This is a genomic window from Marinobacter sp. F4206 (assembly GCF_019392195.1).
In the GTDB taxonomy this organism is placed as follows: Bacteria; Pseudomonadota; Gammaproteobacteria; order Pseudomonadales; family Oleiphilaceae; genus Marinobacter.
In genome coordinates this window covers 364,675-390,097 of record NZ_JAHXKI010000003.1, presented here as the reverse complement: position 1 = coordinate 390,097, position 25,423 = coordinate 364,675, and the positions used below count along the sequence as shown (strand labels likewise).

Genomic DNA, 25,423 nt, shown 5'->3' with positions numbered 1-25,423 from the left:
TTGTCCTTGTGAAGCTTGTCCTGGTGGTCGTGGTACCGTCCGGGGGCTTTTGCGTGGACAAGCGGGTGAGATAGCAACAACCTGACAAAACACCAAAAAGCCCCCGGCACCGAAAGGTCCCGGGGGCTTTTTTTTGCAGCAATAAAAAGGGAAAAGACGACCATGAACGGCGCACAGCACATTCTCGACGCGTTCCATCGCCATGACATCCGCACTGTATTCGGCTACCCGGGCGGCTGCATCATGCCGCTATACGACGCACTGGTGGACGATGTCGGCACCGAGCACGTGCTGTGCCGCCACGAGCAAGGCTGCGCCCTGGCCGCCGACGGCTTTGCCCGCGCCAGCGGCCAGCTCGGAGTATGCATCGCCACCTCCGGCCCCGGCGCCACCAATCTGATTACCGGAGTCGCCAACGCCCACCGGGATTCCATACCCATGCTGGTGATTACCGGCCAGGTTCCTTCCGGCCTGATCGGGACGGATGCCTTCCAGGAAACCGATGTTCTGGGCATGACCCTGGGCATCGTCAAACACAGTTATCTGGTGGACAGCGCCGATGACCTGCCCACGATCATGGAAGAAGCCATACAACTGGCCCGGAGTGGCCGGCCAGGGCCGGTCTGGGTCGATATTCCCAAAGACATCCTGCTCACCGAGACCCTCGCTGAGGCCGCATCACAGGCAACGCCCGACCAGACGGACGATCCCGACCTGGCTGAAGCCCTGGCCATGCTGCGTGCCGCCCGCAAACCCCTCCTCTATAGCGGCGGCGGGGTGAGCCTGGCCCACGCCGAGACCAGTTTCCGGGCCTTTGCCGAGGTATCCGCCCTGCCCAGCGTTGTCACCCTCAAAGGGATCGGCAATAACGGCAAGCACAGTGCCCATCACCTCGGCATGCTGGGCATGCACGGCTCCCGGGCGGCCAACCGCGCGGTGGACGAATGCGACCTGTTGCTGATCATCGGCGCCCGTCTCGACGACCGCGCCACCGGCAAACTCGACGCCTTTGCCCCCAACGCCCGGATCATCCACATTGACGCCGATGCCGCGGAGATCAACAAACTGCGCACCGCAGACCTGGCCATTCGTGGCGACCTGACCAACATCCTTGCTTCACTCACCGAGGAACTGGCAACAACGCCACTGGCGATTTCCGACTGGCAGCATCAATGTCGAACCTGGAACACTACAGGCGGCTTCAGCACTGCCGACAACGAGGAGCCACTCGCCCCCATCACCGGGCCAGCGTTTGTCCGTCAATTATCCCGGATCACACCGGACAACACCGTTATCGCCTGCGACGTCGGCCAGCATCAAATGTGGGTGGCCCAGCACTACCAGTTTGATCACCCTCGCCACCACCTGTCGAGCGGCGGCCTCGGCACCATGGGCTTCGGCTTGCCCGCCGCCATTGGTGCCCAGTTTGCCGATCGCAAAGGCACGGTCATCAACGTCGCGGGCGACGGCTCCTTCATGATGAACGCTCAGGAACTCGCGACCATCCGCCGCTATGACCTGCCCGTAAAAATGATCATCCTCGACAACCAGTGCCTGGGCATGGTCCGCCAGCAGCAGGAACTGTTCTACAACAACCGGGAAAGCCAGATCGATCTGGATGACAACCCGGACTTCGTAGCCATGGCACGGGCCTTCGACATTCCCGCCCTGCACATCGAACGCACCGACCAGATCCGCCGTGGCATCGAAACCATCCTTGCGTACGACGGCCCGATGCTGCTGCACGTCGCCATCGCCCGGGAAGAGAATGTCTGGCCCATCGTCAAACCCGGTGCCAGCAACCGCGACATGATCGACGAATCCCAGCGCACCGCCAAACCGAACAAGGAGCACGTTGCATGAACCCTCAACCTTACACCGGCACGCCCAGCTATACCCTCACCTGCCAGATGAATCACGAAGCGGCGGCCATGGAACGTTTGTGTCAGGTCATCCGGATTCGCGGCTTCCGGATTGCGAAGATGGCGGTGGAATCAATAGGCGATGAGCTGGAAATCGCACTCACTCTGGAGGGCTCAAGACCCATCGCCATGCTCAAATCCCAGCTGGAAAAGCTGCACACGGTGGGGGAAGTCATGCTCGGAGTGCAGGAGATACCACAGTCAAAAACCGCCTAGCAGCGGTACAACAGACCTATCTGCGCCGTCGATCGGGCGTGGGGAGGGATGCTTTTCTGCCGGGAAAAGCTGTCTGAGCGCAGCGAGTTCTTTTCCCACAAGAAAAACATCCCTCCCCGCGCCCAGGCACCATCAGATAAAGAAGGTTACCAGGATTTGTAGGGCAGGAACTTCCCGTTCATGGTGACGACAACGCGATCGCCCTTCGGATTCTCCTCCTTCTCGACGTCCATGGTGAAATCGATGGCACTCATGATGCCGTCGCCGAATTTCTCGTGGATGAGCTCTTTCATGGTGTCACCGTAAACACCCACCACCTCGTACAAGCGATAGATCAGTGGATCCTGTGGAACGGCTCCGTCCCAGGCTTTCTTTGGACAAACCTGCAGAGCTTCTGCCACCGGCTTATCCAAGCCGAGAAACTCACACAGAGCGAAGGCTTTATCTTCGCTGAGGCTGTTCATACCCAGAGCCGCCGAAGTGGTAAACACCGGGGACAGGCCGATGGTCTCGGCGATGGCTTCCCAGGTCACTCCCTTGGAGAATTTCGCTTCCAGGATTTTTGCGGTCATCAGTTCTTTGTGCATCATGGCGGTTTCCTCTCTTGGCTTTTAACGTCAGACATTCGCCGCGCGAACGGCAGTTTCGGATTCGGATCCGGCAGACGCCGGATTTGCCTGGGCAACGCCCTTGGCAGGTTCAACAACTTTCGGAGTGCCGTCTTTTTCAGGCAGGGCCCCTCCACTTCTATTGACCAGGAAGTCCACCAGGTAGTCCCGGGTTTTGTGGTAAGCGGGATTCTGGAATATCGTGGCCCGTGCCCGAGGGTGCGGAATGTCTACCTTCACGCTTTCAGCGATGCGGGCATTGGGGCCATTGGACATCAGGAAGATTCGATCGGAGAGCAGGATCGCCTCGTCCACATCGTGGGTGATCATAAATACGGTCTGGCGGGTTTCTTCCCAGATCTTTACCAGCTCGTCCTGGATTACGCCCCGGGTGAGCGCGTCCAGCGCGCCAAACGGTTCGTCCAGCAGAAGAAGTTCCGGCTGAGTGGCAAAAGCCCGGGCGATACTGACCCGCTGACGCATACCACCAGAGAGCTGTGACGGTTTGCGGTCGAGCGCGTGGTCCAGACCCACCATTTTCAGGTAGCGTTCGCTGTGCTCTTTAACTTCCTCCTTGGACCACTTTGGCCAGCGGGCACGCACTGCGAAAACGATGTTGTTCACCGTGGTTTTCCAGGGCAGCAGGCTGTAATTCTGGAACACTACACCTCGCTCAAGCCCTGGCCCCTGTATTTCTTTACCGTTCATTACCACGTTGCCGGCGCTGGCTTCGTCCAGGCCTGCCAGCACGTTTAGAATGGTGGATTTGCCGCAACCAGAGTGGCCGATGATGCAGACGAATTCGCCTTTCTCCAGGGCAAAGCGGATATCTTCGAAGACGGTCAGCTCACCGCCCTGCCCGTCTGAATAGACTTTGGACAGGCCATCTACTTCGAGGAATGACTTACTCATAACAGGTCTCCATTCGGAGGGTTGGGACCGGCACCGGTTGGCCGGTAGCCGGACCACTCATTCTTTGTATTCCACCAGCTTCTGGGCCTTGCCCAAGGCCAGGTCGAGCAGCATGCCCACCACCCCGATCATCAGAATGGAGAAGATCACACTCGCCAGATCCAGGTTGTTCCATTCGTTCCACACGTAGTAGCCGATGCCAGTACCACCCACGAGCATTTCCGCGGCAACAATGACCAGCCAGGCAATGCCGATAGAGATGCGCATACCGGTGAGGATCGTCGGCGCGGCCGCTGGCAGAATCACCGTTATGGCGGTACGAAGTGGCCCGAGTTCGTGGGTGCGAGCAACGTTCACCCAGTCCTGTCTCACATTCGCAACGCCGAACGCGGTATTCAGTAACATCGGCCAGATCGAACAGATAAAGATCACGAAAATGGCGGACGCGTCAGAATCCTGAATGATGAACAGGGCCAGCGGCATCCAAGCCAGTGGCGAGATGGGGCGCAGCAGCTGAATGTACGGGTTCAGAGCTTTGTACATCAGTGGCGACATACCGATCAGGAAGCCGATTGGCAATGCGATAGCCATTGCCGCAAGGTAACCGGTCAGCACCCGGTAAACCGAATAGGCCAGCTGGATACCAATACCCTTGTCATTCGCGCCGGCATCATAGAACGGGTTAGACAGCTCTTCCCACGCCAGCTTGAGGACCGCGGAAGGGGGCGGCACTCGGGATTCCTGGTCGGCACCACCCATCAACATTTCGTACTCGCTCATTCCGGTCTCAGCCTCTGGGGGCTGGGTTGCCATTTCCCAGAGCCCCAGAGCCAAAACCAGGAACGAAACCGACAGCAGCGCTGCCCGAACGTTCAAGGAGGCCATGTTTACACCCTCCCGATATCGAAGCTGCGTGCATACTCTTCCGCACGATCCGAATCGAACGTCTTGCCCATGATGGTGTGGGTCTTGTAAGTCCTGTCAGGGGCGGTATAACCCAACTCTTCCATAATCTTGCCGGTCTCGCCCGCCAGGTAGACCTGCTCGGCGATGCCTTTGTAGTCCACATCACCTTCAATGTAGCCCCAGCGTTTCATCTGGGTGAGGATCCACACGCCCATGGAGTGCCACGGGAATGGATCGAAATCGATACGGTCCGGAACATTCTTCACTTCGCCCAGGCCGTCTGCGTAATAGCCGGTAAGCACTTGCTGAATTACCGGTGCCGGCTGATTCAGGTAGTTCTTGGGTGCAATAACCTCGGAAATTTCCTTGCGGTTGTCCGGGTTATTGGAGTACTGGGTTGCGTCGATGATCGCGCGCAGCAAGGCACCGTAGGTGTTCGGATTCTGGGTGGCAAACTTCTGGCTACAAGCAAAGGCACAGCACGGGTGCCCTTCCCAGATATCCTTGGTAAGCATATGAATGAACCCGACCTTTTCCCATACCGCACGCTGGTTAAACGGATCTGGTGAAAGGTAACCGTCCAGGTTGCCGGCACGCAGGTTAGCGACCATCTCGGGTGGCGGAACCACTCGAATCTGCACGTCTTTGTCCGGGTCGATACCGTTTTCGGCCAAGTAATAACGCAACAGGAAGTTATGCATGGAGTATTCGAACGGCACACCGAACTTGAAGCCTTTCCACTGCTTAGGATCCCGTTTGTCCTTATGATCCACGTGCAGGACAATGGCCTGCCCATTGATGTTCTCAACCGCCGGCATAATGAACGGCTCCGGTGTGGAGCCGGCGCCCATAGACATGGCCAGGGGCATGGGAGTGAGCATGTGGGAAGCGTCATACTCTCCAGCAAGGGACTTGTCCCGGGCTACGGCCCAACCTGCGGTCTTGGTCACGGTGACATCCAGGCCGTAACGCTCATAGAAACCCATGGGGTGCGCCATAATGATTGGCGTCGCGCAGGTGATCGGAACAAATCCGACGTTCAACTTGGTTTTTTCGAGCTTACCGAGCGATTCCTTCACGGCCGCCTTGGCCTTATCCAGAGGAAAGACGCTTCCCAACAAGGCCGCTGCACTGCCTGCCCCCATCATCTTCATGAAGCTTCGGCGGCTATGGTCATTATGGCCGAACACCGAGCGGACGACGGCGCTTTCAATGGCCCGGTCCATCATGGCCTCGGAATCCATGGCGGCTTCTGAGGCAATTGCGTCCCGGCTCTGTGATTGCTGAAGATTCAGGGACACCGACGGCGTTTCCTGCCCGAGTTTGCATTCCGGGCATCCGCAGGTTTTTGCGTGAATCAGAGACTGGTCACCGTTAAACGGATTGCCAAGGCTTTTCGTGGTCATGGGGCACTCTCCCTACTCTCAAATTGTTTATGCACTCTCACGGTGCAAAAAAGGAGCATCTCAAGTCCGGCACTGAAACATCAGAGAACGGGCAGGGGCTTCTTATAGAGCTATCGCAGGGTTCGTGCCAAGTCTTGAAAAACATCTAAGGCTTTATTTTATAACGCCTTTTTCTAAAGTAGTGAGTGTCGCCTTTGCTACGATATTTCGTGTTTCACGATTTTTCGTATCTCAGACTACGATTTTTCGTCGTTGGCATAAGATTTGTTGTGTTCTTTTTGAACTACTCAGGACATTGCCATGAATCCCGACGCCATAGATGCCTTCGATACCGCCAACTGGATTGATCATTTGCCGGAGGCCGCCCTGCTGGTAGACGCCAGCCGGGACCTGATTCTGGCGGCCAACAGTTCTATGGGCCGGATGATCGGCACGGATAGGCAGTCACTTAAAGGCACACCCTGCACCCGCCTGTTCACCGATCAACGCCCACAACTGATTGCCTTTACGGAAGAGACACTGTTCCGAAGCCACGGCTGGAGCCGGGACTTTATTCTCCAGCACCGGGATGGCCACACGGTTGAGCTGGAAATCTCTTCTTCCCGGGTCGGGGAAGCGGAATCCCAGAGCATATTGCTGCTGCTTCGAGACCGGCAACAACTTCGTACCCTGCGCGAACGGCACGATGCCAACCACTACCACCGGGGCGGTCTGCTGGAATGGCGGCGAGTCGAAGAGCTGTTCAAAGACATGGAGCGTGAGAACCAGCTTATCCTGCATGCGGTGGGAGAAGGCATCTACGGCGTGGATGCGGAAGGGCGAGGCACCTTCGCAAATCCCGCTGCCGAACGAATGCTGGGCTGGCGAATGGACGAACTCATGGGCCGGGTTCTACATCGGGTTGTACACCACTCCCACGCGGACGGGAGCCTTTACCCTCTGAAGGACTGCCCAATTTACGCAGCCTTCCGGGATGCCAGCGTAAAGCGCGTCGGCGAAGACTGGTTCTGGCGGAAGGACGGCAGCGGCTTTGCCGTGGAGTACACCAGCACGCCCATTCTCGATAACGGACATCCGGTAGGTGCTGTGGTGGTGTTCCGCGACATCTCGGCCCGCCAGGAAGCCCGGAAAGAACTGCAGAACGCGCTGGAGGAAGTGAAGAGCCTGAAGCACCGCCTGGAAATGGAAAACGCCTACCTGCAGGAAGAACTTAGCGCCGAACACCATTTTCACGAGCTGGTGGGGCAGAGTGAAGCAATCAAGGGCATCGCCCGACGCATCGGGCTGGTCGCACCCACCGATGCCAACGTGCTGGTGACCGGGGAGTCAGGCACCGGCAAAGAACTGATTGCACGGGCCATCCACCAGGCCAGCGATCGCCGGGACCGGCCAATGATTCGGGTGAACTGCGCGGCGATCCCGAAAGATCTGTTTGAAAGCGAGTTCTTCGGCCACATCAAGGGCGCCTTCACCGGAGCGGTGAGCGACCGTACAGGCCGCTTCGAACTGGCCGATGGAGGCACTCTGTTTCTGGACGAAGTCGGTGAGATTCCACTGGAGCTCCAGGGCAAACTGCTGCGAGTCTTGCAGGACCAGCAGTTTGAGCGGGTGGGCGAAAACCGCACCCGAGCGGTCAATGTCCGGGTGATTGCCGCCACCAACCGGGACCTGAAATCGGAAATCCAAGCCAAGACATTTCGGGAGGACCTATACTTCCGCCTGAATGTCTTCCCCATCGAATCGGTGCCCCTACGCCGGCGTCTGGAGGATATCCCCATCCTCGCCCAGGAATTCCTTAGCCGGGCCTGCCAGAAGTTCAACCGGCCCACCCTTGTATTGCGAGAACGAGACGTGGAAACCCTGAAGGCCTACCCCTGGCCGGGCAATGTGCGGGAGCTGGAAAACGTGATCGAGCGACAGGTAATCACCGCAAACGGCTGCCTTGATCTGGACCTGCCGGGACAGGATTCCCCGGCCAGAGCACCAGCGGCATCAACACCGCCGCCCAGGCACTTCAACGGCGAGCTGATGACCGAGCAGGAATTGAGGGACCTGGAGAAAAAGAACCTGACGCAGGCCCTGACCATGAGCAATGGCAGGGTATTCGGCGATGACGGCGCGGCGACCTTGCTGGGCGTCAAACCGACCACCCTGGCCTCAAGACTGAAAAAGCTAAAGATCGAACCGCTTCGATTCCGGTCAAAGAATCATTAACTCTGTAAACCCGTCATGATAAATCCACCGGCCACCCCGCAAGCCCGCCCCACAGCAAGGCAGGCTACATTGAGCAGCGATCTCCCAAATCAGATCAGTTCAATGGCCACGGCAGTGCCTTCGCCCCCGCCAATGCAGAGAGACGCCACACCACGCTTCAGGCCACGCTGTTTAAGCGCATTGATCAGGGTCACGATGATCCGTGAGCCTGAGGAACCAATCGGATGACCCAGGGCACAAGCGCCACCGTGCACGTTGACCTTTTCTGCGGGCAGGCCAAGTTCGTTGATCGCAGCGAGGGTTACCACCGCAAAGGCCTCATTGATCTCGAACAAGTCCACGTCGTCCACCGACCACTCGGCCTTCTTCAGGACCTTCTCGATGGCGCCAATAGGAGCCAGAGTGAATTCGGACGGCAGGCGCGCGTGGGTAGCATGGGCCACAATCCGCGCCTGCGGAACGAGACCGCGGGCATCGGCCTCAGCGGCCGAAGTCAGCACCAGGGCCGAGGCACCGTCGCTGATGGAGCTGGAATTGGCCGCCGTCACCGAGCCGTCTTTGGCAAACGCCGGCTTCAGGTTGGGAATCTTTTCCGGCCTGGCATTACCCGGCTGCTCGTCGATGTCCACCAGGGTGTCGCCACCGCGGCCAGCGACACTCACGGGGACAATCTCGTCCTTGAACCAGCCATTCTCAATGGCGGCCAGGGACTTCTGCAGTGAACCGATGGCAAACTCGTCCATGGCCTGCCGGCTGATGTCGTACTTGTCGGCCGTGCGCTGGGCAAAGACACCCATCAGGCCACCTTCGTAGGCATCCTCAAGGCCATCCAGAAACATGCTGTCGAGCACCTGGCCATGGCCCATGCGCATGCCGGCGCGCGCTTTGGGCAGCAGGTACGGCGCCTGGCTCATGTTCTCCATACCGCCGGCAATCATGATGTTGTTGGTCCCGGCCTTGATCTGGTCGTGCGCCATGATCACCGCCTGCATGCCGGAGCCGCACATTTTGTTGATGGTGGTGCAGCCGGAACTGTCCGGAATGCCGGAGGCGCGAGAGGCTTGACGGGCAGGCGCCTGCCCGAGGCCCGCGGGCAAAACGCAGCCCATGATCACTTCCTGGATGTCTGCGGGTTGCAGGCCCGAGCGCTCAATGGCGGCCTTGATGGATTCCGCACCCAGTTGCGGGGAACGGACCGAGCTGAGCGAGCCCATCATGCCGCCCATGGGAGTCCGGGCCGAACCAGCAATCACTACACTGTTGTCACTCATGATTTTTCCTCTCTAACCAATCAGCCCTTGCCCAAAACGGACCGGGCAATAATTTCTTTCATCACTTCCGAGGTGCCGCCATAAATGCGCTGCACCCTGGCATCGATGAAGTTCCGGGAAATCGGGTATTCGGTGGTGTAGCCATAGCCGCCAAACAGCTGCAGGCAGCCATCGGCCACCCGACACTGCATCTCCGTGGCGCTGTACTTGGCCATGGAGGCGGTCGGTGCATCCAGCTCGCCAAGGTCGTACTGGTCGATGCACTGGTCCACGAACGCCTTGTTCACCCGGTAGTCGGTTTCCATTCGGGCAATTTCGAAGCGGGTATTCTGCAACTGGGCCAGCTTCTGACCGAACAGTTCCCGCTCCTGAGCGTAAGCAATGGTCAGGTCCAGGGAGCCCCGGGCAGCGGCAACACCAAGGGCGCCAATCACCAGGCGTTCACGGGGCAATTCGCGCATCAGGTACATGAAACCCTGTCCTTCCTCACCGAGCAGCGCGGACGAGGGAATGCGCATGTCGGAGAAGAACAGCTCGGAGGTGTCTCCGGAATGTTGGCCTATCTTGTCCAGATTCCGACCCTTGCTGTACCCCGGCAACGAGGTGTCCACCAGGAAGAGGCTGATGCCCCGCGCTCCGGCTTTCGGGTCGGTCTTGGCCGCGACAATCACCATATCGGCATGCTGACCGTTGGTGATGAAGGTCTTGGAGCCGTTGAGGATGTAATCGTCGCCGTCTTTCACCGCGCTGGTGCGGATCGCCTGCAGGTCGCTGCCCGCGCCGGGCTCGGTCATGGCAATGGCGCCCACGGCTTCACCGGAGACCAGCTTTGGCAACCACTGCTGACGCTGCTCATCATTGCCCATGTGGCTCAGATAAGGCGCAACGATGTCCGAATGCACCATCACGTTGGTGGACAGCGCACCGAAGCCCAGTCGTGCCAGCTCTTCGCCCACCACCACAGAGAACTGGAAAGGTGCGCCAATGCCGCCACAGTCCTCGGGCACATCGACGCAAAGCATCCCGGCATCACCCAGGGTGTTCCAGAGTTCGCGGGGCACCAGCCCGGTTTTTTCCCAGGCTTCGTAATGCGGCGCCACTTCCTTTTCCAGGACCTTGATCACCGACTCCCGGAACATCGCCAGTTCTTCTTTATCAACAGACACGGTCATGTATGTCTCCTGCAATTGAATGCTTCACTTCGGCGCCATGCGCAGGGCACAGTCCAGACGAACCACTTCACCGTTGAGAATCGGATTGCGGACCATCTGGTCCACCATCATGCCGAACTCCTCCGGCTTGCCGAGACGCTTCGGGAAAGGCAGCGTGGCCGCCAGGCTTTCCTGAACCTCTTCGGGCATACCCGCCATCATGGGGGTCATGAACAGGCCCGGCGCAATCGTATTTACACGGATGCCCTCACGAGCCAGCTCACGGGCGGACTGCAGGGTCAGTGAGACCACCCCGCCCTTGGACGCACTGTAGGCCGCCTGGCCGATCTGGCCTTCGTAGGCCGCCACCGACGCGGTGTTGATGATGACACCACGCTCACCTTCTGCGTTGGGTTCACGCTGGGCCATATCGGCCGCCGCCAGCCTCAGGATGTTGAAGGTCCCAATCAGGTTGACCTGAATAACCTTGCTGAAGTTCTCCAGCGGCATCACACCTTCGCGACCCAGAATTTTCGAGGCCGGGGCAATGCCCGCGCAGCTTACCGCCACGCCGCAGGGGCCATGGGCTTCCCGCGCCGCAGTGATCGCCGCTTCGGCACTGTCCGCAGAAGTCACATCGCAGTGCAGGAAAATGCCGCCGATCTCTGCAGCCACCTTCTCACCCTGCTCTTTCTGCACATCCAGGATCGCCACCTTGCAGCCAGCCGCCGCCAGCGCACGGGCCGCGCCTTCGCCAAGTCCTGATGCTCCGCCTGTTACAATGGCCGCCACATTTTTGAATTCCATCGTTTACTCCTGCTCTAAAGACACTTTTTGTTCGAAATCTGACCGTAAAAGCACTTTACGTTTACGTAAACTTTATCTAACCTAAGTCGAAAAAGGAATTCTCCATGATGAAAAAAGAAACCTACAGCATCAGCGAACTCGCCAAGGAGTTCGACGTGACGACCCGGAGCATCCGTTTCTACGAGGATCAGGAACTGCTCAAGCCCACCCGGCGCGGGCAAACGCGGATATTCAGCTCCAAGGATCGCGTTCGGCTGAAGCTGATCCTTCGGGGTAAACGCATGGGGTTCTCACTGGCGGAAACCAAAGAACTCTTTGACCTGTGGGACGAAACCCTCAGCGGTAACGAAAAGCAGCTGCTGCTGATGCTGGAAACCCTGAGCCGAAAACGCGCCCAGCTGGAACAGCAGAAGAACGACATTGCGCAGGCAGAAATGGAAATGGACACCGCCGAGGCGCGGTGCCGGGAAGCGCTGGCAGACCTGCAGACAAGAAAAAAAGAACAGCAGGTGTCAGCCAACGAAGAAGAGACGACAACCGCCGAACAGCGATGAACCCGCAAGGCATCTACCCTGCCCTGCGCCATGGCTGTCCGGTTATGAATCCTCGTAAGCCAGAGATCCAAATAAAAGGTAACCGACATGAAATCACAGTACTCAGAGCTCAACTTCGGCCTTGGTGAAACCCTCGATATGCTGCGCGAGCAGATCAATGGCTTCGCCGCCTCCGAAATCGCCCCGCGCGCCGAAGAAATCGACCGCAACAACGAGTTTCCCATGGACCTCTGGCGCAAGATGGGTGACATGGGCCTGTTGGGCATTACCGTAGCCGAGGAATACGGCGGCTCCGATATGGGGTACCTCGCCCATGTGATTGCCATGGAAGAAATCAGCCGTGCCTCGGCCTCGGTTGGCCTGTCTTACGGTGCACACTCCAACCTGTGCGTGAACCAGATTCACCGTAACGGTACCGAAGAGCAGAAGCAGAAATACCTGCCCAAGCTGGTCAGCGGTGAACACGTTGGTGCCCTGGCCATGTCCGAGCCCAACGCCGGCTCCGACGTCATCTCCATGAAACTGTCGGCCCGAGACGAAGGCGATCACTTCGTACTGAACGGCAACAAGATGTGGATCACCAACGGCCCAGACGCCCATACCTACGTGATCTACGCCAAAACCGACACCCAGGCCGGCTCCAGAGGCGTGACCGCCTTTATCGTCGAACGCGACTACCCGGGCTTCAGCCGCCACCAGAAGCTCGACAAACTCGGCATGCGCGGCTCCAACACCTGCGAACTGGTCTTTGAAGACTGCAAGGTGCCCCGCGAAAACATCCTGGGCGGCGAAGGCAATGGCGCCAAGGTACTGATGAGCGGCCTGGACTACGAGCGCCTGGTTCTGTCCGGCGGCCCTCTGGGCATTATGCAGGCGGCCCTCGACGTAACCGTCCCATACATCCGCGAGCGCAAGCAGTTCGGCCAGGCCATCGGCGAGTTCGAACTGGTGCAGGGCAAAGTGGCGGACATGTACACCTGGATGAACACAGCCAAGTCCTACGTCTACATGGTGGCCATGTCCGCTGATCGCGGCGAAACCACTCGCAAAGACGCCGCCGGCGCCATCCTCTACTCCGCCGAAATGGCGACCAAGCTTGCCCTGGACGCCATCCAGCTGCTCGGCGGTAACGGCTACATCAACGAGTACCCGACAGGTCGCCTGCTGCGTGACGCCAAACTCTATGAAATCGGCGCGGGTACTTCCGAGATCCGCCGCATGCTGATCGGTCGTGAGCTGTTCCTGAACAAGTAAGAACAAAGCACCAGGAAGCCAGTACCCAAGTATGACGAGGGTCTGACGGGGTGGCACTTCGGGAATGTTGGAGGCCAAGGATGGCCGGAAACAAGCGCACATGGACGTGCTCGTAGCGGTTCCCGAAGTGCCGCCCCGGCAGGCCCGACACACGGACTAGATGCCCTATGACAACACTCCAAAGTAAAATCAATCCAAGGTCGGAAGAATTCCAGGCCAACCAGGAAGCCATGGCGCAAGCCGTTGCGGACCTGCGGGACAAGGTATCCACCATCCAGCAGGGCGGCGGCCCCTCCTACCAGGAACGCCACATCGCCCGCGGCAAACTGCTGCCCAGAGAGCGCATCAACCGCCTACTGGACGACGGCTCCCCGTTCCTGGAAATCGGCCAGTTCGCCGCGTACAACGTCTACGGCGAAGAAGTACCGGCGGCGGGCGTGATTGCCGGCGTTGGCCGGGTCTCCGGCACCGAGTGCATGATCATCGCCAACGACGCCACCGTTAAGGGCGGTAGTTACTACCCACTGACCGTCAAGAAGCACCTGCGGGCCCAGGAAATTGCCCTGGAAAACCGCCTCCCGTGCATCTACCTGGTGGACTCCGGCGGCGCCAACCTGCCCCGCCAGGACGAAGTCTTCCCGGACCGGGACCACTTCGGCCGCATCTTCTACAACCAGGCGCGCATGTCTGCCGACGACATCCCGCAGATCGCCGTGGTCATGGGCCTGTGCACCGCCGGTGGCGCCTACGTGCCGGCCATGGCCGACGAATCCATCATCGTGCGCAACCAGGGCACCATCTTCCTGGCCGGCCCGCCGCTGGTGAAAGCGGCCACCGGTGAAGTGGTCAGCGCCGAAGACCTCGGTGGCGCTGACGTGCACTGCAAAATCTCCGGTGTTGCCGACCACTACGCGGAAAACGACGCCCACGCCCTGGAAATCGCCCGCCGCAGCATCTCCAACCTGAACCGCCGCAAGCCGGCCGATGTGGAGATCCGCAAGCCCAGGGCACCGCTGTACGACGCCGAAGAGATCTACGGCATCGTCGGCACCGACCTGCGCAAACAGTTCGACGTGCGTGACGTGATCGCCCGCATCGTCGACGGTTCCGAGTTCGACGAATTCAAACGCTATTACGGCCAGACCCTGGTAACCGGCTTCGCCCACATCCACGGCTACCCGGTCGGGATCATCGCCAACAATGGCATCCTGTTCAGCGAAGCCGCCCAGAAAGGCGCCCACTTCATCGAACTGTGCTGCCAGCGCAACATCCCGCTGCTGTTCCTGCAGAACATCACCGGCTTCATGGTCGGCCAGAAGTACGAGGCCGAAGGCATCGCCAAGCACGGCGCCAAGATGGTCATGGCCGTGGCCTGCGCCAACGTGCCCAAGATCACCGTGCTGATTGGCGGCAGCTTCGGCGCCGGCAACTACGGCATGTGTGGCCGCGCGTACAGCCCGGACTTCCTGTGGATGTGGCCGAACGCGCGTATTTCGGTCATGGGTGGCGAACAGGCCGCCGGCGTACTGGCCCAGGTCAAACGCGAAGGCATGGAGCGCAAGGGCGAGGAGTGGAGTACCGAGGAAGAGACCAAGTTCAAGCAACCGGTAATCGACAAGTACGAAGAGCAGGGCCACCCCTACTACGCCAGCGCCCGACTCTGGGACGACGGCGTGATCGACCCGGCTCAGACCCGGGAAGTGGTTGCCCTCAGCCTCTCCGCCACCCTTAACCGACCCGCGAAGCCTACGCGCTTCGGCGTGTTCCGGATGTAATCGGGAGACCTGCCATGACAGAACAAGAAACTGCGGTTCTGCTCAAGCGCCGCGCCGAAGGTATCACCGAAGTGGTGCTGAACCGCCCGGACAAACGCAATGCGTTTGACGACGTGATCATCCAGCAGTTGATCAATGCGCTGACCGAAGTCAACGACGACGCGGACACCAAAGTGGTCATCCTGCGCTCCGAGGGCAAGCACTTCTCCGCCGGCGCAGACCTTGGCTGGATGCGCCGCATGGCCGACAACACCCGGCAGGAAAACCTGGACGATTCCCGGGAATTGGCCCGGCTGATGAACGTGCTGAACCACCTGTCCAAGCCGGTCATTGGCCTGGTGCAGGGTGCCGCGTTTGGCGGCGCGGTGGGCCTCGCCGCCTGCTGCGACATTGTCATCGCCACCGAAAAATCCAGCTTCTGCCTGAGCGAAGTGAAACTGGGCCTCATTCCGGCGGTGATCAGCCCTTACGTGGTGCGTGCCATCGGCGAACGCCAGGCCCGCCGGTATTTCATCTCTGCCGAGGTGTTCACTGCTCGGCAGGCCGAAGAATATGGCCTGGTCCACATCGTTTGCGACGATGTCGAGGCCATGGAGGCGCGCTGTAACGGGATGCTGGAGCAGCTCGCTCTGAACGGTCCGGAAGCCATGAAAGCTGCCAAGGATCTGGTGTTCGCCGTCAGCCATAAGCCAATCAATGACACCGTGATTGACGACACAGCACACCGCATCGCCGACACTCGCGTGGGCGAAGAAGGGCAGGAAGGTTTGAGTGCCTTCCTGAACAAGCGCCGCGCCAACTGGATTCCGGAGAACAAGTGACATGTTCAGCAAAATACTGATCGCCAACCGGGGCGAAATCGCCTGCCGGATCATACAGACCGCCCACCGTATGGGTATCCGTTGCGTTGCCGTGTATTCAGACGCGGACGCCAACGCTCGCCATGTTGCCATGGCCGACGAAGCGTTCCACATTGGCCCCGCCCCAAGCTCCGAGAGCTACCTGCGGGCCGAGAAAATCATCGAGATCGCCAAGGAGAGCGGTGCCCAGGCCATCCACCCGGGCTATGGCTTCCTGTCGGAGAACACCGAATTTGCGGAGGCCTGCGAAGCCAACGACCTGGTGTTTATCGGCCCGCCCTCTTCCGCCATCGCGGCCATGGGTTCCAAGTCCGCCGCCAAGGCCATCATGGAAAAGGCCGGCGTACCACTGGTGCCGGGCTACCACGGCGACGACCAGTCGCCGGAAACCCTGCGCACCGAAGCTGAAAAATGCGGCTTCCCTCTGCTGCTGAAGGCCGTGGCCGGTGGGGGCGGTAAAGGCATGCGCGTGGTCGAAAACATGGGCGAGTTTGACGACGCCCTGGCTGCCGCAAAACGGGAAGCCCAGAACGCCTTCGGCAACCCGGACATGTTGATCGAACGCTACCTGACCCAGCCACGCCACGTGGAAATCCAGGTATTCTGTGATCAGGATGGCGAGGGTGTGTACCTGGCCGAGCGGGACTGCTCCGTGCAGCGCCGGCACCAGAAGGTGCTGGAAGAAGCACCAGCCCCGGGCCTGAGCGAGAAAACCCGCAAGGCCATGGGTGAAGCTGCCGTGCGCGCAGCCCAGGCCATCAACTACGTGGGTGCCGGTACCGTCGAATTCCTCTACGACGTGGACGGATCGTTCTTCTTCATGGAGATGAACACTCGCCTGCAGGTCGAGCACCCGGTCACCGAAATGGTGACCGGCCAGGATCTGGTGGAATGGCAGCTGAAAATCGCCTGGGGCGAATCGTTGCCGCTGGCCCAGTCCGAGGTAAAAACCCGCGGCCATGCCCTGGAAGCCCGTATCTATGCCGAGGACCCGGACCACGACTTCCTGCCGGCCACCGGGCATCTGCGTTACCTGAGCACCCCCGATGAAAGCGCCCATGTGCGCGTCGATACCGGCGTGACCGAAGGCGACGACATCAGCATTCATTACGACCCCATGATTGCAAAGCTGATCGTGTGGGACGAGACCCGGGACCAGGCCATCAACCGCATGGTCCAGGCACTGGAGAACTACCGCATCGCCGGAGTGAAGACCAACATCCGCTTCCTGCATGCGCTGGCCGATGCCCAGCCGTTCCGGGAGGAGGACCTGACCACCGGCTTTATCGATAGCCATCGGGATCTGCTGTTCCCGAAGTCCAAGCTCGACACCCACAAGGCCCTGGTACTGGCCGCAGGCTTTGTTCTGGAAGAGCGCAAATCCAGCGAGCCGGCGTCCACCGATCCGTGGTCTCCGTTTGGCCGCCGCAACAGCTGGCGCATGAACTCGGAATACGCCCAGCCGCTGCAACTGCAGGTCGGCGAGGAGATTCACGACCTCAAGATTCTCGAGCGGGACGACCGTTACCAGGTGTTCGTCGGCGACAGTGTCTACAACCTGACTGCCCGACTGGACGACGATTACCTCCAGGCCGTCATCAACGGCCACCGGATCAGCGTGCACGGCAACCTTCACAAGGACCAGCTGGTGCTGTTCTACGAGGGCGATACCTTCCAATGCAGTATCTATCGTGAGACCTACGGGTTCGAGGACATGGCCGGCGAAGGCAGCCTGGAGGCACCAATGAACGGTGCCATCGTTGCCGTGCAGGCCAAGGTCGGCGACCAGGTAACCGCCGGTCAGACCCTGGTCATCATGGAGGCCATGAAGATGGAGCATGCCATCAAGGCCCCGGCCGACGGCACCGTCAGCGAGATTTTCTTCGCCGAAGGCGACCAGGTCTCTGAAGGTGCCGAATTGATCGCCATTGAAGTCAGCGAAGAGGGAGCAGAGTAATGGCCTTCCCCAAACAGGTTCGCCTGGTGGAGATGAGCCCCCGGGATGGTTTACAGAACGAGCCCGGCCCGGTCATCGCCACCCGGATCAAGACCGGACTGATCGACCGCTTGGCCGACTGCGGCCTGACCCACATCGAGTCCGCCAGCTTCGTATCCCCGAAGTGGGTGCCGCAGATGGGCGACGCCGCCAAGGTCATGGCCGGTATCAATCGCAAGCCTGGCGTCCGCTATTCGGTGCTGACGCCGAACCTTCGCGGCTTTGAAAATGCCCTGGAAGCCGGGGTGGATGAAGTCGCCGTGTTCGGCGCGGCCTCCGAGTCGTTCAGCCAGAAGAACATCAACTGCTCCATCGCCGAAAGCCTTGAGCGCTTCCTGCCGGTGATGGAAGCCGCCAACAAGCACAACATTCCCGTGCGCGGCTACGTCTCGACGGTTCTGGGTTGCCCCTATGAAGGCGACATCGCCCCGGAGCAAGTGGCCAAAGTTGCCAAGGATCTGGCCGATATGGGCTGCTACGAAATTTCCCTGGGCGACACCATCGGCGTCGGCACCCCGCTGAAAGCCAAGCGCATGCTCGAAGCGGTCGCCAAGCACGTTCCGGTCGAGCGCCTGGCGGCGCACTTCCACGACACCTATGGCCAGGCCCTGGCCAACCTCTACGCGGTGCTGGAGGAAGGTGTCGCGGTGATCGACGCCTCCGTCGCCGGCCTCGGGGGCTGCCCCTACGCCAAAGGTGCTTCCGGCAACGTCGCCACCGAAGACGTGCTATACCTGCTTAACGGACTCGGCATCGACACCGGCGTGGACCTGAACAAACTGGTCGCCACCGGCGACTGGATCAGCGGCCAGCTAAGACGTCACAACGGCTCGAAAGTGGGCCAGGCCCTCGGCGGCAACTGCTGAAACCATAAGGATCTGACATGAACCAGAATAAAAACGTCGTAGCCCTGGATCTTCCGATCCCCGAGATTTCCGATATGCCGGAGGACACCCGGAAGTACTTCGAGATCTGCCAGGAAAAACTGGGCATGATCCCGAACGTGCTCACGGCTTACAGCCAGAACCTGAAACAACTCGAAGGCTTCACCCGCCTGTACAACGAGCTGATGCTGGGCGAAGGCGAGCTCAGCAAGCTGGAGCGGGAAATGGTCGCCGTGGTGGTCTCGTCCGAGAACAAGTGCTTCTACTGCCTGGTGGCGCACGGTGCCGCCGTGCGGGTACTCAGTGGCGATCCGACCCTGGGCGAGCACATGGTGATGAACTACCGCAGCGCCAAACTGGACAAGCGCCAGCGCGCGATGCTGGACTTCGCATCCCACCTCACCCGCTCACCGGCAACGGTCACGGAAGAGGACATCCAGGCCCTGCGCGACGCCGGTCTCAGTGACCGCGCGATCTGGGATCTGAGCAACCTGGTCGGTTTCTACAACATGTCCAATCGCGTCGCGATTGCCAGCGATATGCAACCCAACCCTGAATATCACAGCCAGAGTCGCTAGCGGGGTTAGCCCTGCTTGCCCTCGACTACAACAACAATGGAGGCAGAGACAATGAGCATGACTCTCCCAAGCTACACCAGCGGCACTTCAGAGACACCGCTGCTGGGCATGACCATCGGCGAGATGCTGGACCGCACCGCCGAGAAGTACCCGGACACCGAAGCCCTGGTGTGCCTGCACCAGGACATTCGCTGGACGTACAAGGAATTCGTCGAGAAAGTGAACGAAGCTGCCCGTGCCTTCATGGCCATTGGCGTGAAGCGTGGCGACCGGGTGGGCATCTGGTCCCCGAACCGCTATGAGTGGACGGTGACCCAGTTCGCCACCGCCAAAGTCGGCGCCATCCTGGTGAACATCAACCCGGCCTACGGCATGCACGAACTCGAATACGCCATGAACCTGGCGGGCATCAGCGTGCTGGTGACCGCGGACAGCTTCAAGGCGTCTGATTACCGCCAGACCCTCTATGACCTGGCGCCGGAACTGAAAGCCAGCCAGCCCGGCGAGCTCAAGGCCCGACGCCTGCAGGACCTGCGCGCGGTGATCAACCTGGATACCGAAAAGCACGACGGCATGTGGACCTGGAACGAATTCGTCAAATTCGGCAGCGACGTCAGCCAGGACGAACTGGACAAGATTCAGGCCAAACTGCAGTTCGATGACCCGATCAACATCCAGTTCACCTCCGGCACCACCGGCAACCCCAAGGGTGCCACCCTCACCCACCACAACATCCTGAACAACGGGTATTTCGTGGCGGAGAGCCAGCTTTTCACCGAAAAAGATCGCCTGGTGATCCCGGTGCCGCTGTACCACTGCTTCGGTATGGTGATGGGCAACCTCGGCTGCATCACCCACGGCTCCACCATGATCTATCCGGATGAAGGGTTTGAGCCCAAGTCTGTGCTGCAGGCCGTGCACCAGGAGAAGGCGACGGCGCTGTACGGTGTGCCCACCATGTTCATTGCCGAACTGGCAGACCCGGACTTCGAGACCTACGACCTCTCCACGCTGCGCACCGGCATCATGGCCGGCTCCATCTGCCCGGCCGAGGTAATGAAGCAGGTCAATGGAAAGATGAACATGAAAGAGGTCCAGATTGCCTACGGCATGACCGAGACCAGCCCGGTGTCCACCCAGACCAGCTCCCTCGACCCGTTCGAGAAGCAGGTGACCACCGTGGGCCGCACACAGCCGCACCTGGAAACCAAGATCGTCGAGCCGGGCACCGGCAACGTGGTCCCGCGCGGCGAGATCGGCGAGCTGTGCACCCGCGGCTACAGCGTGATGCTGAAGTACTGGAACAACGAAGAGAAAACCCGCGAAGCCATCGACGACGCCGGCTGGATGCACACCGGCGACTTGGCCACCATGGACGAGGACGGCTACATCCAGATCGTTGGCCGCATCAAGGACATGGTGATCCGGGGCGGTGAGAACATCTACCCGAAAGAGATCGAAGAGTTCCTGTACACCCACCCGGCCATCGAGGAAGTCCAGGTGACTGGCATTCCCGACGAGAAGTACGGTGAGGAACTGATCGCCTGGGTGAAACTGCGTCCGGACGCCGATCCGGTCGATGCCGACGATCTGATCGCCTTCTGCAAGGGCCAGATCGCCCACTTCAAGATCCCGAAGAACTACAAGTTCGTGGAGGAATTCCCGATGACCGTTACCGGGAAGATCCAGAAGTTCAAGATGCGGGAGATTTCGATTGAGGAGATGGGGCTGAAGAAGTAATCAAAAAAAGCGCCCGGTATCCCCGGGCGCTACAATCCTTTTCATAGCGCCAGAAAAAATGACTTCAAATTGCTCATGAGGTTCTTATTTTACCCCCACTGTGAAAGCACCCTGATCAGCTAGAACCCCTAAAAGCCCAGCGAGATTGCCTCCATTGTTGATATAATTGAGTGTTTGGCCTCCACTCGAAGAGATGGATTTCTGAGAGAGAAGAATCTCTCCACTTGGTCCCGTCGCCCATGATCCATCAGGGGGCTCCATTCCAAAGGCCGCTGAACTGCAGTGGAAGTCGAAAGCATCAACTCGCTCCAAAAACCCTCGACTACTCATACAGGTTGACGCTGCCCACCCAATCACCTCCGTTTGGTTAGAAGTTGCAACAACCTCATTCCCATGGCGAACCCTATAATTCCCTTCTATGTTTTGGGATTGCTGGTGGGACACCCCATAAGCAAAAAGACCCGAACGTAGATCAAGGTAGTGAATGGTTGCGATTCTATTCCCACCATCTTGGGCATAGTCGCCTGCCTCGATACCAAACTCTCCAAACCTTGTCATATGGGCAAATTTCGGAGATCCCTCACAATTTGTATAAGAACTGCTATAGCAAATAATGTTTAGCTCGGAATTGGGAATCACCGACTGTCCATTTACTTCCAACCATTTGTCGGCGGAGAGTCTCAGTTCCACCTCTCCAGTCTTATTGAAGTCAACGGCCAACAGAGCTGATCCCATTGAACTTGCAGAGGTATCAGTACTAAATTCTGCCCCTAAAACCCCTGGCGTGGCAGCCCCTACGTCCAGAGACAGCCTATTAACATCGCTGATATACACCTCAAAATCATTACCCCAACTTGTGATCGTTGTTTTTACCCACCGAACCGACTTCGCTATTTTGCCTGCCCCATCAAAGAACCAGCCCCCGCTGATTTCTCCATTTATAGGCCGGCTTGCAATTTCACGCCATCCATCGGGATGGGTAACGAAGTCGTACAATGCAGACGAAGTTGAGGGGGTATTTGGGCGAGCGTAAAGCGTATCGGTGACTGAATCATTTACTACCGCCACCAACCATTCATCACCAACTCCGTCGGCCACTATCGCAGCGCCATGCACATTCCCCGGGGCAACAGAAAACAACTTGCCGCCCTGATAGATCTCGCTGGAGAATCCCGCCTCCCCAAAATATCTGGAGGAAGGCCCACTCCAGCTTAAAATTTTGGTGGGAGTATCACCCACGTAATGGCCCTTCCAATCAATGTTTCCGAAGGCTGCATCCTCAGTTGCTGTTGCATTCCAACTGCCATCATGAGTCAAAGACGTTGCACCAGATGAAGTCCGAGCAACCAATCCATGATCAGCCTTTTCCTCAAGCTCATAGGTCTTAGCCTGAACAACTTGGCCTTTGGTGCCTATGGCTTGAATCGAGAGGAAAACCCGCTCATCGGACAAACCAGATATCGTTACCTTTCGCTGAGTGCGCCCGAACTCCGCCAATTTCTCCCACGCAGGATTCTCATGATTATTCTCTTTCTGTTGCGCCACCACTGGGTCATGGGTGAGATAAGCATCGAATCGCGCAATATATGGCTCATCGGCCGACTCAACCGACCACTCGATTTCAGCGACTGTAGGATCTTCGGAATCGCGAAATGCCTCCACTATTTCCGGAGGTGAGATCTTTTTGGGTACCACCTCCACGTCGACCCGTCGAAAGGGCGTTGCCGCATCAGAAGCGCTTCCCACTTGTGAAATCTGGACAAGATTCCTATAAGTTCGGATTTCACTGGATCCCTGATTGTTGAAGCTCATTGATAGCGTTTGGGTTTCCCCCGGCTGAATCTCACCACCATCGGGGTAGACCGTCAGGTAGCTGTCGTTCTGATAGCCTGCTCGCCAAGTTAGTGACTGCCCACCGACATTTTCGATGGACACTGTGCGGGCAATAGTTGAACTGTCACCCTCTTCGATGATCTCCGATATGCCGGTCCCGTTTACCAGCATGGATGCGGGCGCCGGACCGCAGGAATTGAGCTTGTTTTCAAAGATCTTGGCTTCTTTTAAACCGATGTTGACTCGCAGATCTGCCGGTGAGATTCCGACAACGTCAAAAAACTTCTTGCCGCCCGTGGCCTTCCACTCAAGGACACTGTCCAACCCTGCGTAAATGCCATAGACGAGCGAGTCGCTGCACGCCGACTCAATATCGTATGACGCGCGCATTTCGGAATAGGCCTCGAAATTGATCGCAGGCCCCATCAGATCGTAGATCTGTACCGTGGGCTCCGCCGCAGCATACATCCGAAACCGGGCCTCACCTTCAAGAAACGGCTTTGCGGGGCTCCAATCACTGCCGTAACCGCTCGAGTACTCCCAGCCTGCACCTTTCGAATAATAAACGCCGGCAAACACCGAGGAGCTCACAGAGGACTGCAGACCCATCTGCCCGATGACCTCTCCGTTGCCGCCCATATATACATCGACGTAAGGGTTCAGATATACGGGCACGAATCCAATCAAAAAGGTTGTTCGCGCGAAATTTATACGACCAAGGAACTCCCGTATAACATCATTGCCGTTCGCATCTTTTGGTGTCTTAACGGATCCCTCGACTTTGAGCGCAATGTTCGCTTCATTGCTGATGGATGGAGAAACCTTGAAGAACTGTAGCCCCTCATAGAACTCGAAGGACGCACTCACATCCAGCTCAAAAGTCACATCGATGCTTCCCGATAGTTCAATCAGCTTTTCATTGACCTCCCAAACATTGTTGAAAGGGTCAAGCGATTTACTATCGGTATCGTTGGGCTCTACCGCCAAACTGATCACAGAGGGATCGTTGCTTGGCTGCACCAATAGCTTATAGGGTTTGATCCTGAGTGACTGGGACGCTTTGGAAACCTGAGAGCTGGGATACTCAATCGACTCGATGTCATCCGCCGAAAACACCTTGCTGAACGTTCCCGTCCCTTTTTCAATCACATCCGTGAGCTTGGCTTGCGCATAGCCGAACTCCACTGAGTCAGGGTAATTGATAACGTCCAGAATGCTGACGAGGAGCGCTTTTCCATCGACAATGAGCGAGGCCTTGTCGCCTGCCGAAAGGTTCATCAAGCGGCTTTTCAAGGTAGGATCGGAAGGCAGATCCACGGTAATTCGGTCAGCTGTGACCTCGCCGGTAAGCCCCTCACCCAGACCAACAAAATTCGCTGCAATCGAGACTTCGGTGTAGCCGAAGTTAATTTCCACGACGCGGTCACGCTTAAAACTGCTCAGTTCACAGCGAGTCCCATCGGCGCTGACTTTATCGCAGCCATCCCATCCCAGTATCTGACTGTCCGAGTCCGGGTAGGCGGTCAGGTAATAACTGTTCGAGCGACTCTTGGCGACGTGAAAGCGGGTTTTAATCTGCGACGGGTCGTAAACCCGTTCGCCATTTTCATCCAGCACATACCCGGCGCCGAAACCGACCAGCGTTATGCCGGCATATTGGGAGATTGATTCATCCTGCGCCAGAGAAACGCTGCCACCAAAGAGGTTTTTGATTTTAGTGTCAATCTCATCCGCGGGCGTGCCAGAGAGCACCTGAGCCACGTAGGATTGCGAGTCGCAACAGAGGATCGAGAAATCTAACGCCAGACTGTCGATGTGCTGCGGGTCATTTGGATTGAAGTCGAGCACATCCCGGTAGTTTACCGAACCGTCACCATTGAGGTCCTCAGAGAGGAACAGGCCGGCAAGGTTGTCCAGATACCGGAGCGAGTCCGTCCGTTCGGATCGTTGCACATACCGTTTCGAGATGCGCCATACCAAGTCGGTCAAGGGGCTGACATGGATGCCGTTGCGGACCTCTTCGGCAGAGGCTACAGCGAAGACTTTTGCGTTTTCAGAAACCGACAGTGACTGGCCGCTAATATCGGTGCCACCACTTACCCTCACGACAACCAACTCCTCGGACGACAGTGCACTGAGGTCGACTGTCCATTCACTCGCACCCAAGCTCCCAGATCCGTCACTTACCGTTGTTTCGCCATAAATTGCAGTACGGGAGAGGTCGGTAATCGTTACATCACCGCCAACGTTCTTCAGAAAGTAAGCGTGGCTGGTTCCGGAAGGCGTATCTGGGCCTCCTGATGAATTATCGCGACAGCCAAGGAGGGTCAAGAATACGGCGAACAGTACGAAAAACTTCAGAGATAATCGTATGGGCATGATCAGTCCTTTAATCTACAACAACAGCATTTCCATATTGAGGCGGCACCTTAACACAATTTAATGCGAACGAACGATGACCAACTCACAACCGCCATAACCCACTGAAACGAAACCATAGATCCGCAAGAAGAGGCAGCTCAAAGGACGTTGAGAA

The 25,423-nt window shown here is 58.3% G+C and carries 19 protein-coding genes; 11 read left to right on the top strand and 8 right to left on the bottom strand.

Annotated elements, in window-relative coordinates; genetic code table 11:
- Nucleotides 1-162: 162 nt before the first annotated feature.
- Together ilvG and KZO34_RS15005 are read left to right on the top strand one after the other, a co-directional pair.
- Nucleotides 163-1,863, top strand: a complete 1,701-nt coding sequence (ilvG, locus tag KZO34_RS15010) for an acetolactate synthase 2 catalytic subunit (protein ID WP_219477657.1) — start codon at nucleotides 163-165, stop codon at nucleotides 1,861-1,863.
- The gene (locus tag KZO34_RS15005; RefSeq protein ID WP_219477656.1) at nucleotides 1,860-2,138 is read left to right on the top strand and encodes an ACT domain-containing protein; all 279 of its coding nucleotides are present in this window, start codon (nucleotides 1,860-1,862) and stop codon (nucleotides 2,136-2,138) included. The genes ilvG and KZO34_RS15005 overlap by 4 nt, the downstream gene beginning before the upstream one ends.
- Nucleotides 2,139-2,284: 146 nt before the next feature.
- Here KZO34_RS15005 and cynS read toward each other — a convergent pair whose 3' ends face one another.
- From cynS to KZO34_RS14985, 4 genes are read right to left on the bottom strand one after another with little or no spacing between them, the layout of a single operon-like run.
- Complete coding sequence (gene cynS / locus KZO34_RS15000) at nucleotides 2,285-2,728, bottom strand: cyanase (protein WP_219477655.1); 444 nt, start codon at nucleotides 2,726-2,728, stop codon at nucleotides 2,285-2,287.
- 27 nt (nucleotides 2,729-2,755) lie between these two features.
- Nucleotides 2,756-3,658 (bottom strand): ABC transporter ATP-binding protein, encoded by a 903-nt coding sequence (locus KZO34_RS14995; protein WP_219477654.1) that lies wholly within the window; start codon nucleotides 3,656-3,658, stop codon nucleotides 2,756-2,758.
- Nucleotides 3,659-3,715: 57 nt separating this feature from the next.
- Nucleotides 3,716-4,543, bottom strand: coding sequence for a nitrate ABC transporter permease (gene ntrB / locus KZO34_RS14990; protein ID WP_219477653.1), 828 nt, complete (start codon nucleotides 4,541-4,543; stop codon nucleotides 3,716-3,718).
- A gap of 2 nt (nucleotides 4,544-4,545) precedes the next feature.
- Entirely contained in the window at nucleotides 4,546-5,970 is a 1,425-nt protein-coding gene (locus tag KZO34_RS14985) for an ABC transporter substrate-binding protein (RefSeq protein ID WP_219477652.1), read from the bottom strand.
- A gap of 300 nt (nucleotides 5,971-6,270) precedes the next feature.
- On the opposite strand from KZO34_RS14985, the gene KZO34_RS14980 reads away from it, so the two are divergent.
- A complete protein-coding gene (locus tag KZO34_RS14980; RefSeq protein WP_219477651.1) occupies nucleotides 6,271-8,184 on the top strand; it encodes a sigma 54-interacting transcriptional regulator in 1,914 nt (637 codons plus the stop codon).
- 89 nt (nucleotides 8,185-8,273) lie between these two features.
- Here the strand turns inward: KZO34_RS14980 and KZO34_RS14975 are convergent, their stop codons facing one another.
- Genes KZO34_RS14975 through KZO34_RS14965 form a run of 3 tightly spaced genes read right to left on the bottom strand, consistent with a single transcriptional unit; the run spans nucleotide 8,274 to nucleotide 11,413 of the window.
- Nucleotides 8,274-9,455, bottom strand: coding sequence for a thiolase family protein (locus KZO34_RS14975; RefSeq protein ID WP_219477650.1), 1,182 nt, complete (start codon nucleotides 9,453-9,455; stop codon nucleotides 8,274-8,276).
- A 20-nt stretch (nucleotides 9,456-9,475) separates the two neighbouring features.
- Nucleotides 9,476-10,627 carry an acyl-CoA dehydrogenase family protein gene (locus tag KZO34_RS14970; RefSeq protein ID WP_219477649.1) on the bottom strand — a complete coding sequence of 384 codons (1,152 nt, stop codon included), beginning with the start codon at nucleotides 10,625-10,627 and terminating at the stop codon, nucleotides 9,476-9,478.
- Nucleotides 10,628-10,651: 24 nt separating this feature from the next.
- Complete coding sequence (locus tag KZO34_RS14965; RefSeq protein WP_219477648.1) at nucleotides 10,652-11,413, bottom strand: SDR family NAD(P)-dependent oxidoreductase; 762 nt, start codon at nucleotides 11,411-11,413, stop codon at nucleotides 10,652-10,654.
- 104 nt (nucleotides 11,414-11,517) lie between these two features.
- Here KZO34_RS14965 and KZO34_RS14960 point away from each other — a divergent pair, with 104 nt between their 5' ends.
- The 8 genes from KZO34_RS14960 to KZO34_RS14925 all read left to right on the top strand — a co-directional run bounded on the left by KZO34_RS14960 (nucleotide 11,518) and on the right by KZO34_RS14925 (nucleotide 21,054).
- On the top strand, nucleotides 11,518-11,967 hold the full coding sequence (locus KZO34_RS14960; protein ID WP_219477647.1) for a MerR family transcriptional regulator: 450 nt from the start codon (nucleotides 11,518-11,520) through the stop codon (nucleotides 11,965-11,967).
- A gap of 87 nt (nucleotides 11,968-12,054) precedes the next feature.
- Complete coding sequence (locus tag KZO34_RS14955) at nucleotides 12,055-13,221, top strand: isovaleryl-CoA dehydrogenase (protein WP_219477646.1); 1,167 nt, start codon at nucleotides 12,055-12,057, stop codon at nucleotides 13,219-13,221.
- A gap of 167 nt (nucleotides 13,222-13,388) precedes the next feature.
- A complete protein-coding gene (locus KZO34_RS14950) occupies nucleotides 13,389-14,996 on the top strand; it encodes a carboxyl transferase domain-containing protein (RefSeq protein WP_219477645.1) in 1,608 nt (535 codons plus the stop codon).
- Between the two features lie 14 nt (nucleotides 14,997-15,010).
- Nucleotides 15,011-15,817 carry an enoyl-CoA hydratase-related protein gene (locus tag KZO34_RS14945; protein ID WP_219477644.1) on the top strand — a complete coding sequence of 269 codons (807 nt, stop codon included), beginning with the start codon at nucleotides 15,011-15,013 and terminating at the stop codon, nucleotides 15,815-15,817.
- A gap of 1 nt (nucleotide 15,818) precedes the next feature.
- Nucleotides 15,819-17,813 (top strand): acetyl/propionyl/methylcrotonyl-CoA carboxylase subunit alpha, encoded by a 1,995-nt coding sequence (locus tag KZO34_RS14940; protein ID WP_219477643.1) that lies wholly within the window; start codon nucleotides 15,819-15,821, stop codon nucleotides 17,811-17,813.
- Nucleotides 17,813-18,718, top strand: coding sequence for a hydroxymethylglutaryl-CoA lyase (locus tag KZO34_RS14935; protein ID WP_219477642.1), 906 nt, complete (start codon nucleotides 17,813-17,815; stop codon nucleotides 18,716-18,718). Before KZO34_RS14940 ends, KZO34_RS14935 begins: the two co-directional genes overlap by 1 nt.
- 17 nt (nucleotides 18,719-18,735) lie before the next feature.
- Nucleotides 18,736-19,314, top strand: coding sequence for a peroxidase-related enzyme (locus KZO34_RS14930; protein ID WP_219477641.1), 579 nt, complete (start codon nucleotides 18,736-18,738; stop codon nucleotides 19,312-19,314).
- Between the two features lie 57 nt (nucleotides 19,315-19,371).
- Nucleotides 19,372-21,054, top strand: coding sequence for an AMP-binding protein (locus KZO34_RS14925; RefSeq protein WP_257900466.1), 1,683 nt, complete (start codon nucleotides 19,372-19,374; stop codon nucleotides 21,052-21,054).
- Between the two features lie 84 nt (nucleotides 21,055-21,138).
- Here KZO34_RS14925 and KZO34_RS14920 read toward each other — a convergent pair whose 3' ends face one another.
- On the bottom strand, nucleotides 21,139-25,266 hold the full coding sequence (locus KZO34_RS14920; protein WP_219477639.1) for a hypothetical protein: 4,128 nt from the start codon (nucleotides 25,264-25,266) through the stop codon (nucleotides 21,139-21,141).
- Nucleotides 25,267-25,423 lie beyond the last annotated feature (157 nt).

Excerpts from the sequence above, each read along its gene's own strand:
- ilvG (WP_219477657.1), top strand. The coding sequence starts at position 163 with ATGAACGGCGCACAGCACATTCTCGACGCGTTCCATCGCCATGACATC.
- KZO34_RS15005 (WP_219477656.1), top strand. The coding sequence starts at position 1,860 with ATGAACCCTCAACCTTACACCGGCACGCCCAGCTATACCCTCACCTGC.
- cynS (WP_219477655.1), bottom strand. The coding sequence starts at position 2,728 with ATGATGCACAAAGAACTGATGACCGCAAAAATCCTGGAAGCGAAATTC.
- KZO34_RS14995 (WP_219477654.1), bottom strand. The coding sequence starts at position 3,658 with ATGAGTAAGTCATTCCTCGAAGTAGATGGCCTGTCCAAAGTCTATTCA.
- ntrB (WP_219477653.1), bottom strand. The coding sequence starts at position 4,543 with ATGGCCTCCTTGAACGTTCGGGCAGCGCTGCTGTCGGTTTCGTTCCTG.
- KZO34_RS14985 (WP_219477652.1), bottom strand. The coding sequence starts at position 5,970 with ATGACCACGAAAAGCCTTGGCAATCCGTTTAACGGTGACCAGTCTCTG.
- KZO34_RS14980 (WP_219477651.1), top strand. The coding sequence starts at position 6,271 with ATGAATCCCGACGCCATAGATGCCTTCGATACCGCCAACTGGATTGAT.
- KZO34_RS14975 (WP_219477650.1), bottom strand. The coding sequence starts at position 9,455 with ATGAGTGACAACAGTGTAGTGATTGCTGGTTCGGCCCGGACTCCCATG.
- KZO34_RS14970 (WP_219477649.1), bottom strand. The coding sequence starts at position 10,627 with ATGACCGTGTCTGTTGATAAAGAAGAACTGGCGATGTTCCGGGAGTCG.
- KZO34_RS14965 (WP_219477648.1), bottom strand. The coding sequence starts at position 11,413 with ATGGAATTCAAAAATGTGGCGGCCATTGTAACAGGCGGAGCATCAGGA.
- KZO34_RS14960 (WP_219477647.1), top strand. The coding sequence starts at position 11,518 with ATGATGAAAAAAGAAACCTACAGCATCAGCGAACTCGCCAAGGAGTTC.
- KZO34_RS14955 (WP_219477646.1), top strand. The coding sequence starts at position 12,055 with ATGAAATCACAGTACTCAGAGCTCAACTTCGGCCTTGGTGAAACCCTC.
- KZO34_RS14950 (WP_219477645.1), top strand. The coding sequence starts at position 13,389 with ATGACAACACTCCAAAGTAAAATCAATCCAAGGTCGGAAGAATTCCAG.
- KZO34_RS14945 (WP_219477644.1), top strand. The coding sequence starts at position 15,011 with ATGACAGAACAAGAAACTGCGGTTCTGCTCAAGCGCCGCGCCGAAGGT.
- KZO34_RS14940 (WP_219477643.1), top strand. The coding sequence starts at position 15,819 with ATGTTCAGCAAAATACTGATCGCCAACCGGGGCGAAATCGCCTGCCGG.
- KZO34_RS14935 (WP_219477642.1), top strand. The coding sequence starts at position 17,813 with ATGGCCTTCCCCAAACAGGTTCGCCTGGTGGAGATGAGCCCCCGGGAT.
- KZO34_RS14930 (WP_219477641.1), top strand. The coding sequence starts at position 18,736 with ATGAACCAGAATAAAAACGTCGTAGCCCTGGATCTTCCGATCCCCGAG.
- KZO34_RS14925 (WP_257900466.1), top strand. The coding sequence starts at position 19,372 with ATGACTCTCCCAAGCTACACCAGCGGCACTTCAGAGACACCGCTGCTG.
- KZO34_RS14920 (WP_219477639.1), bottom strand. The coding sequence starts at position 25,266 with ATGCCCATACGATTATCTCTGAAGTTTTTCGTACTGTTCGCCGTATTC.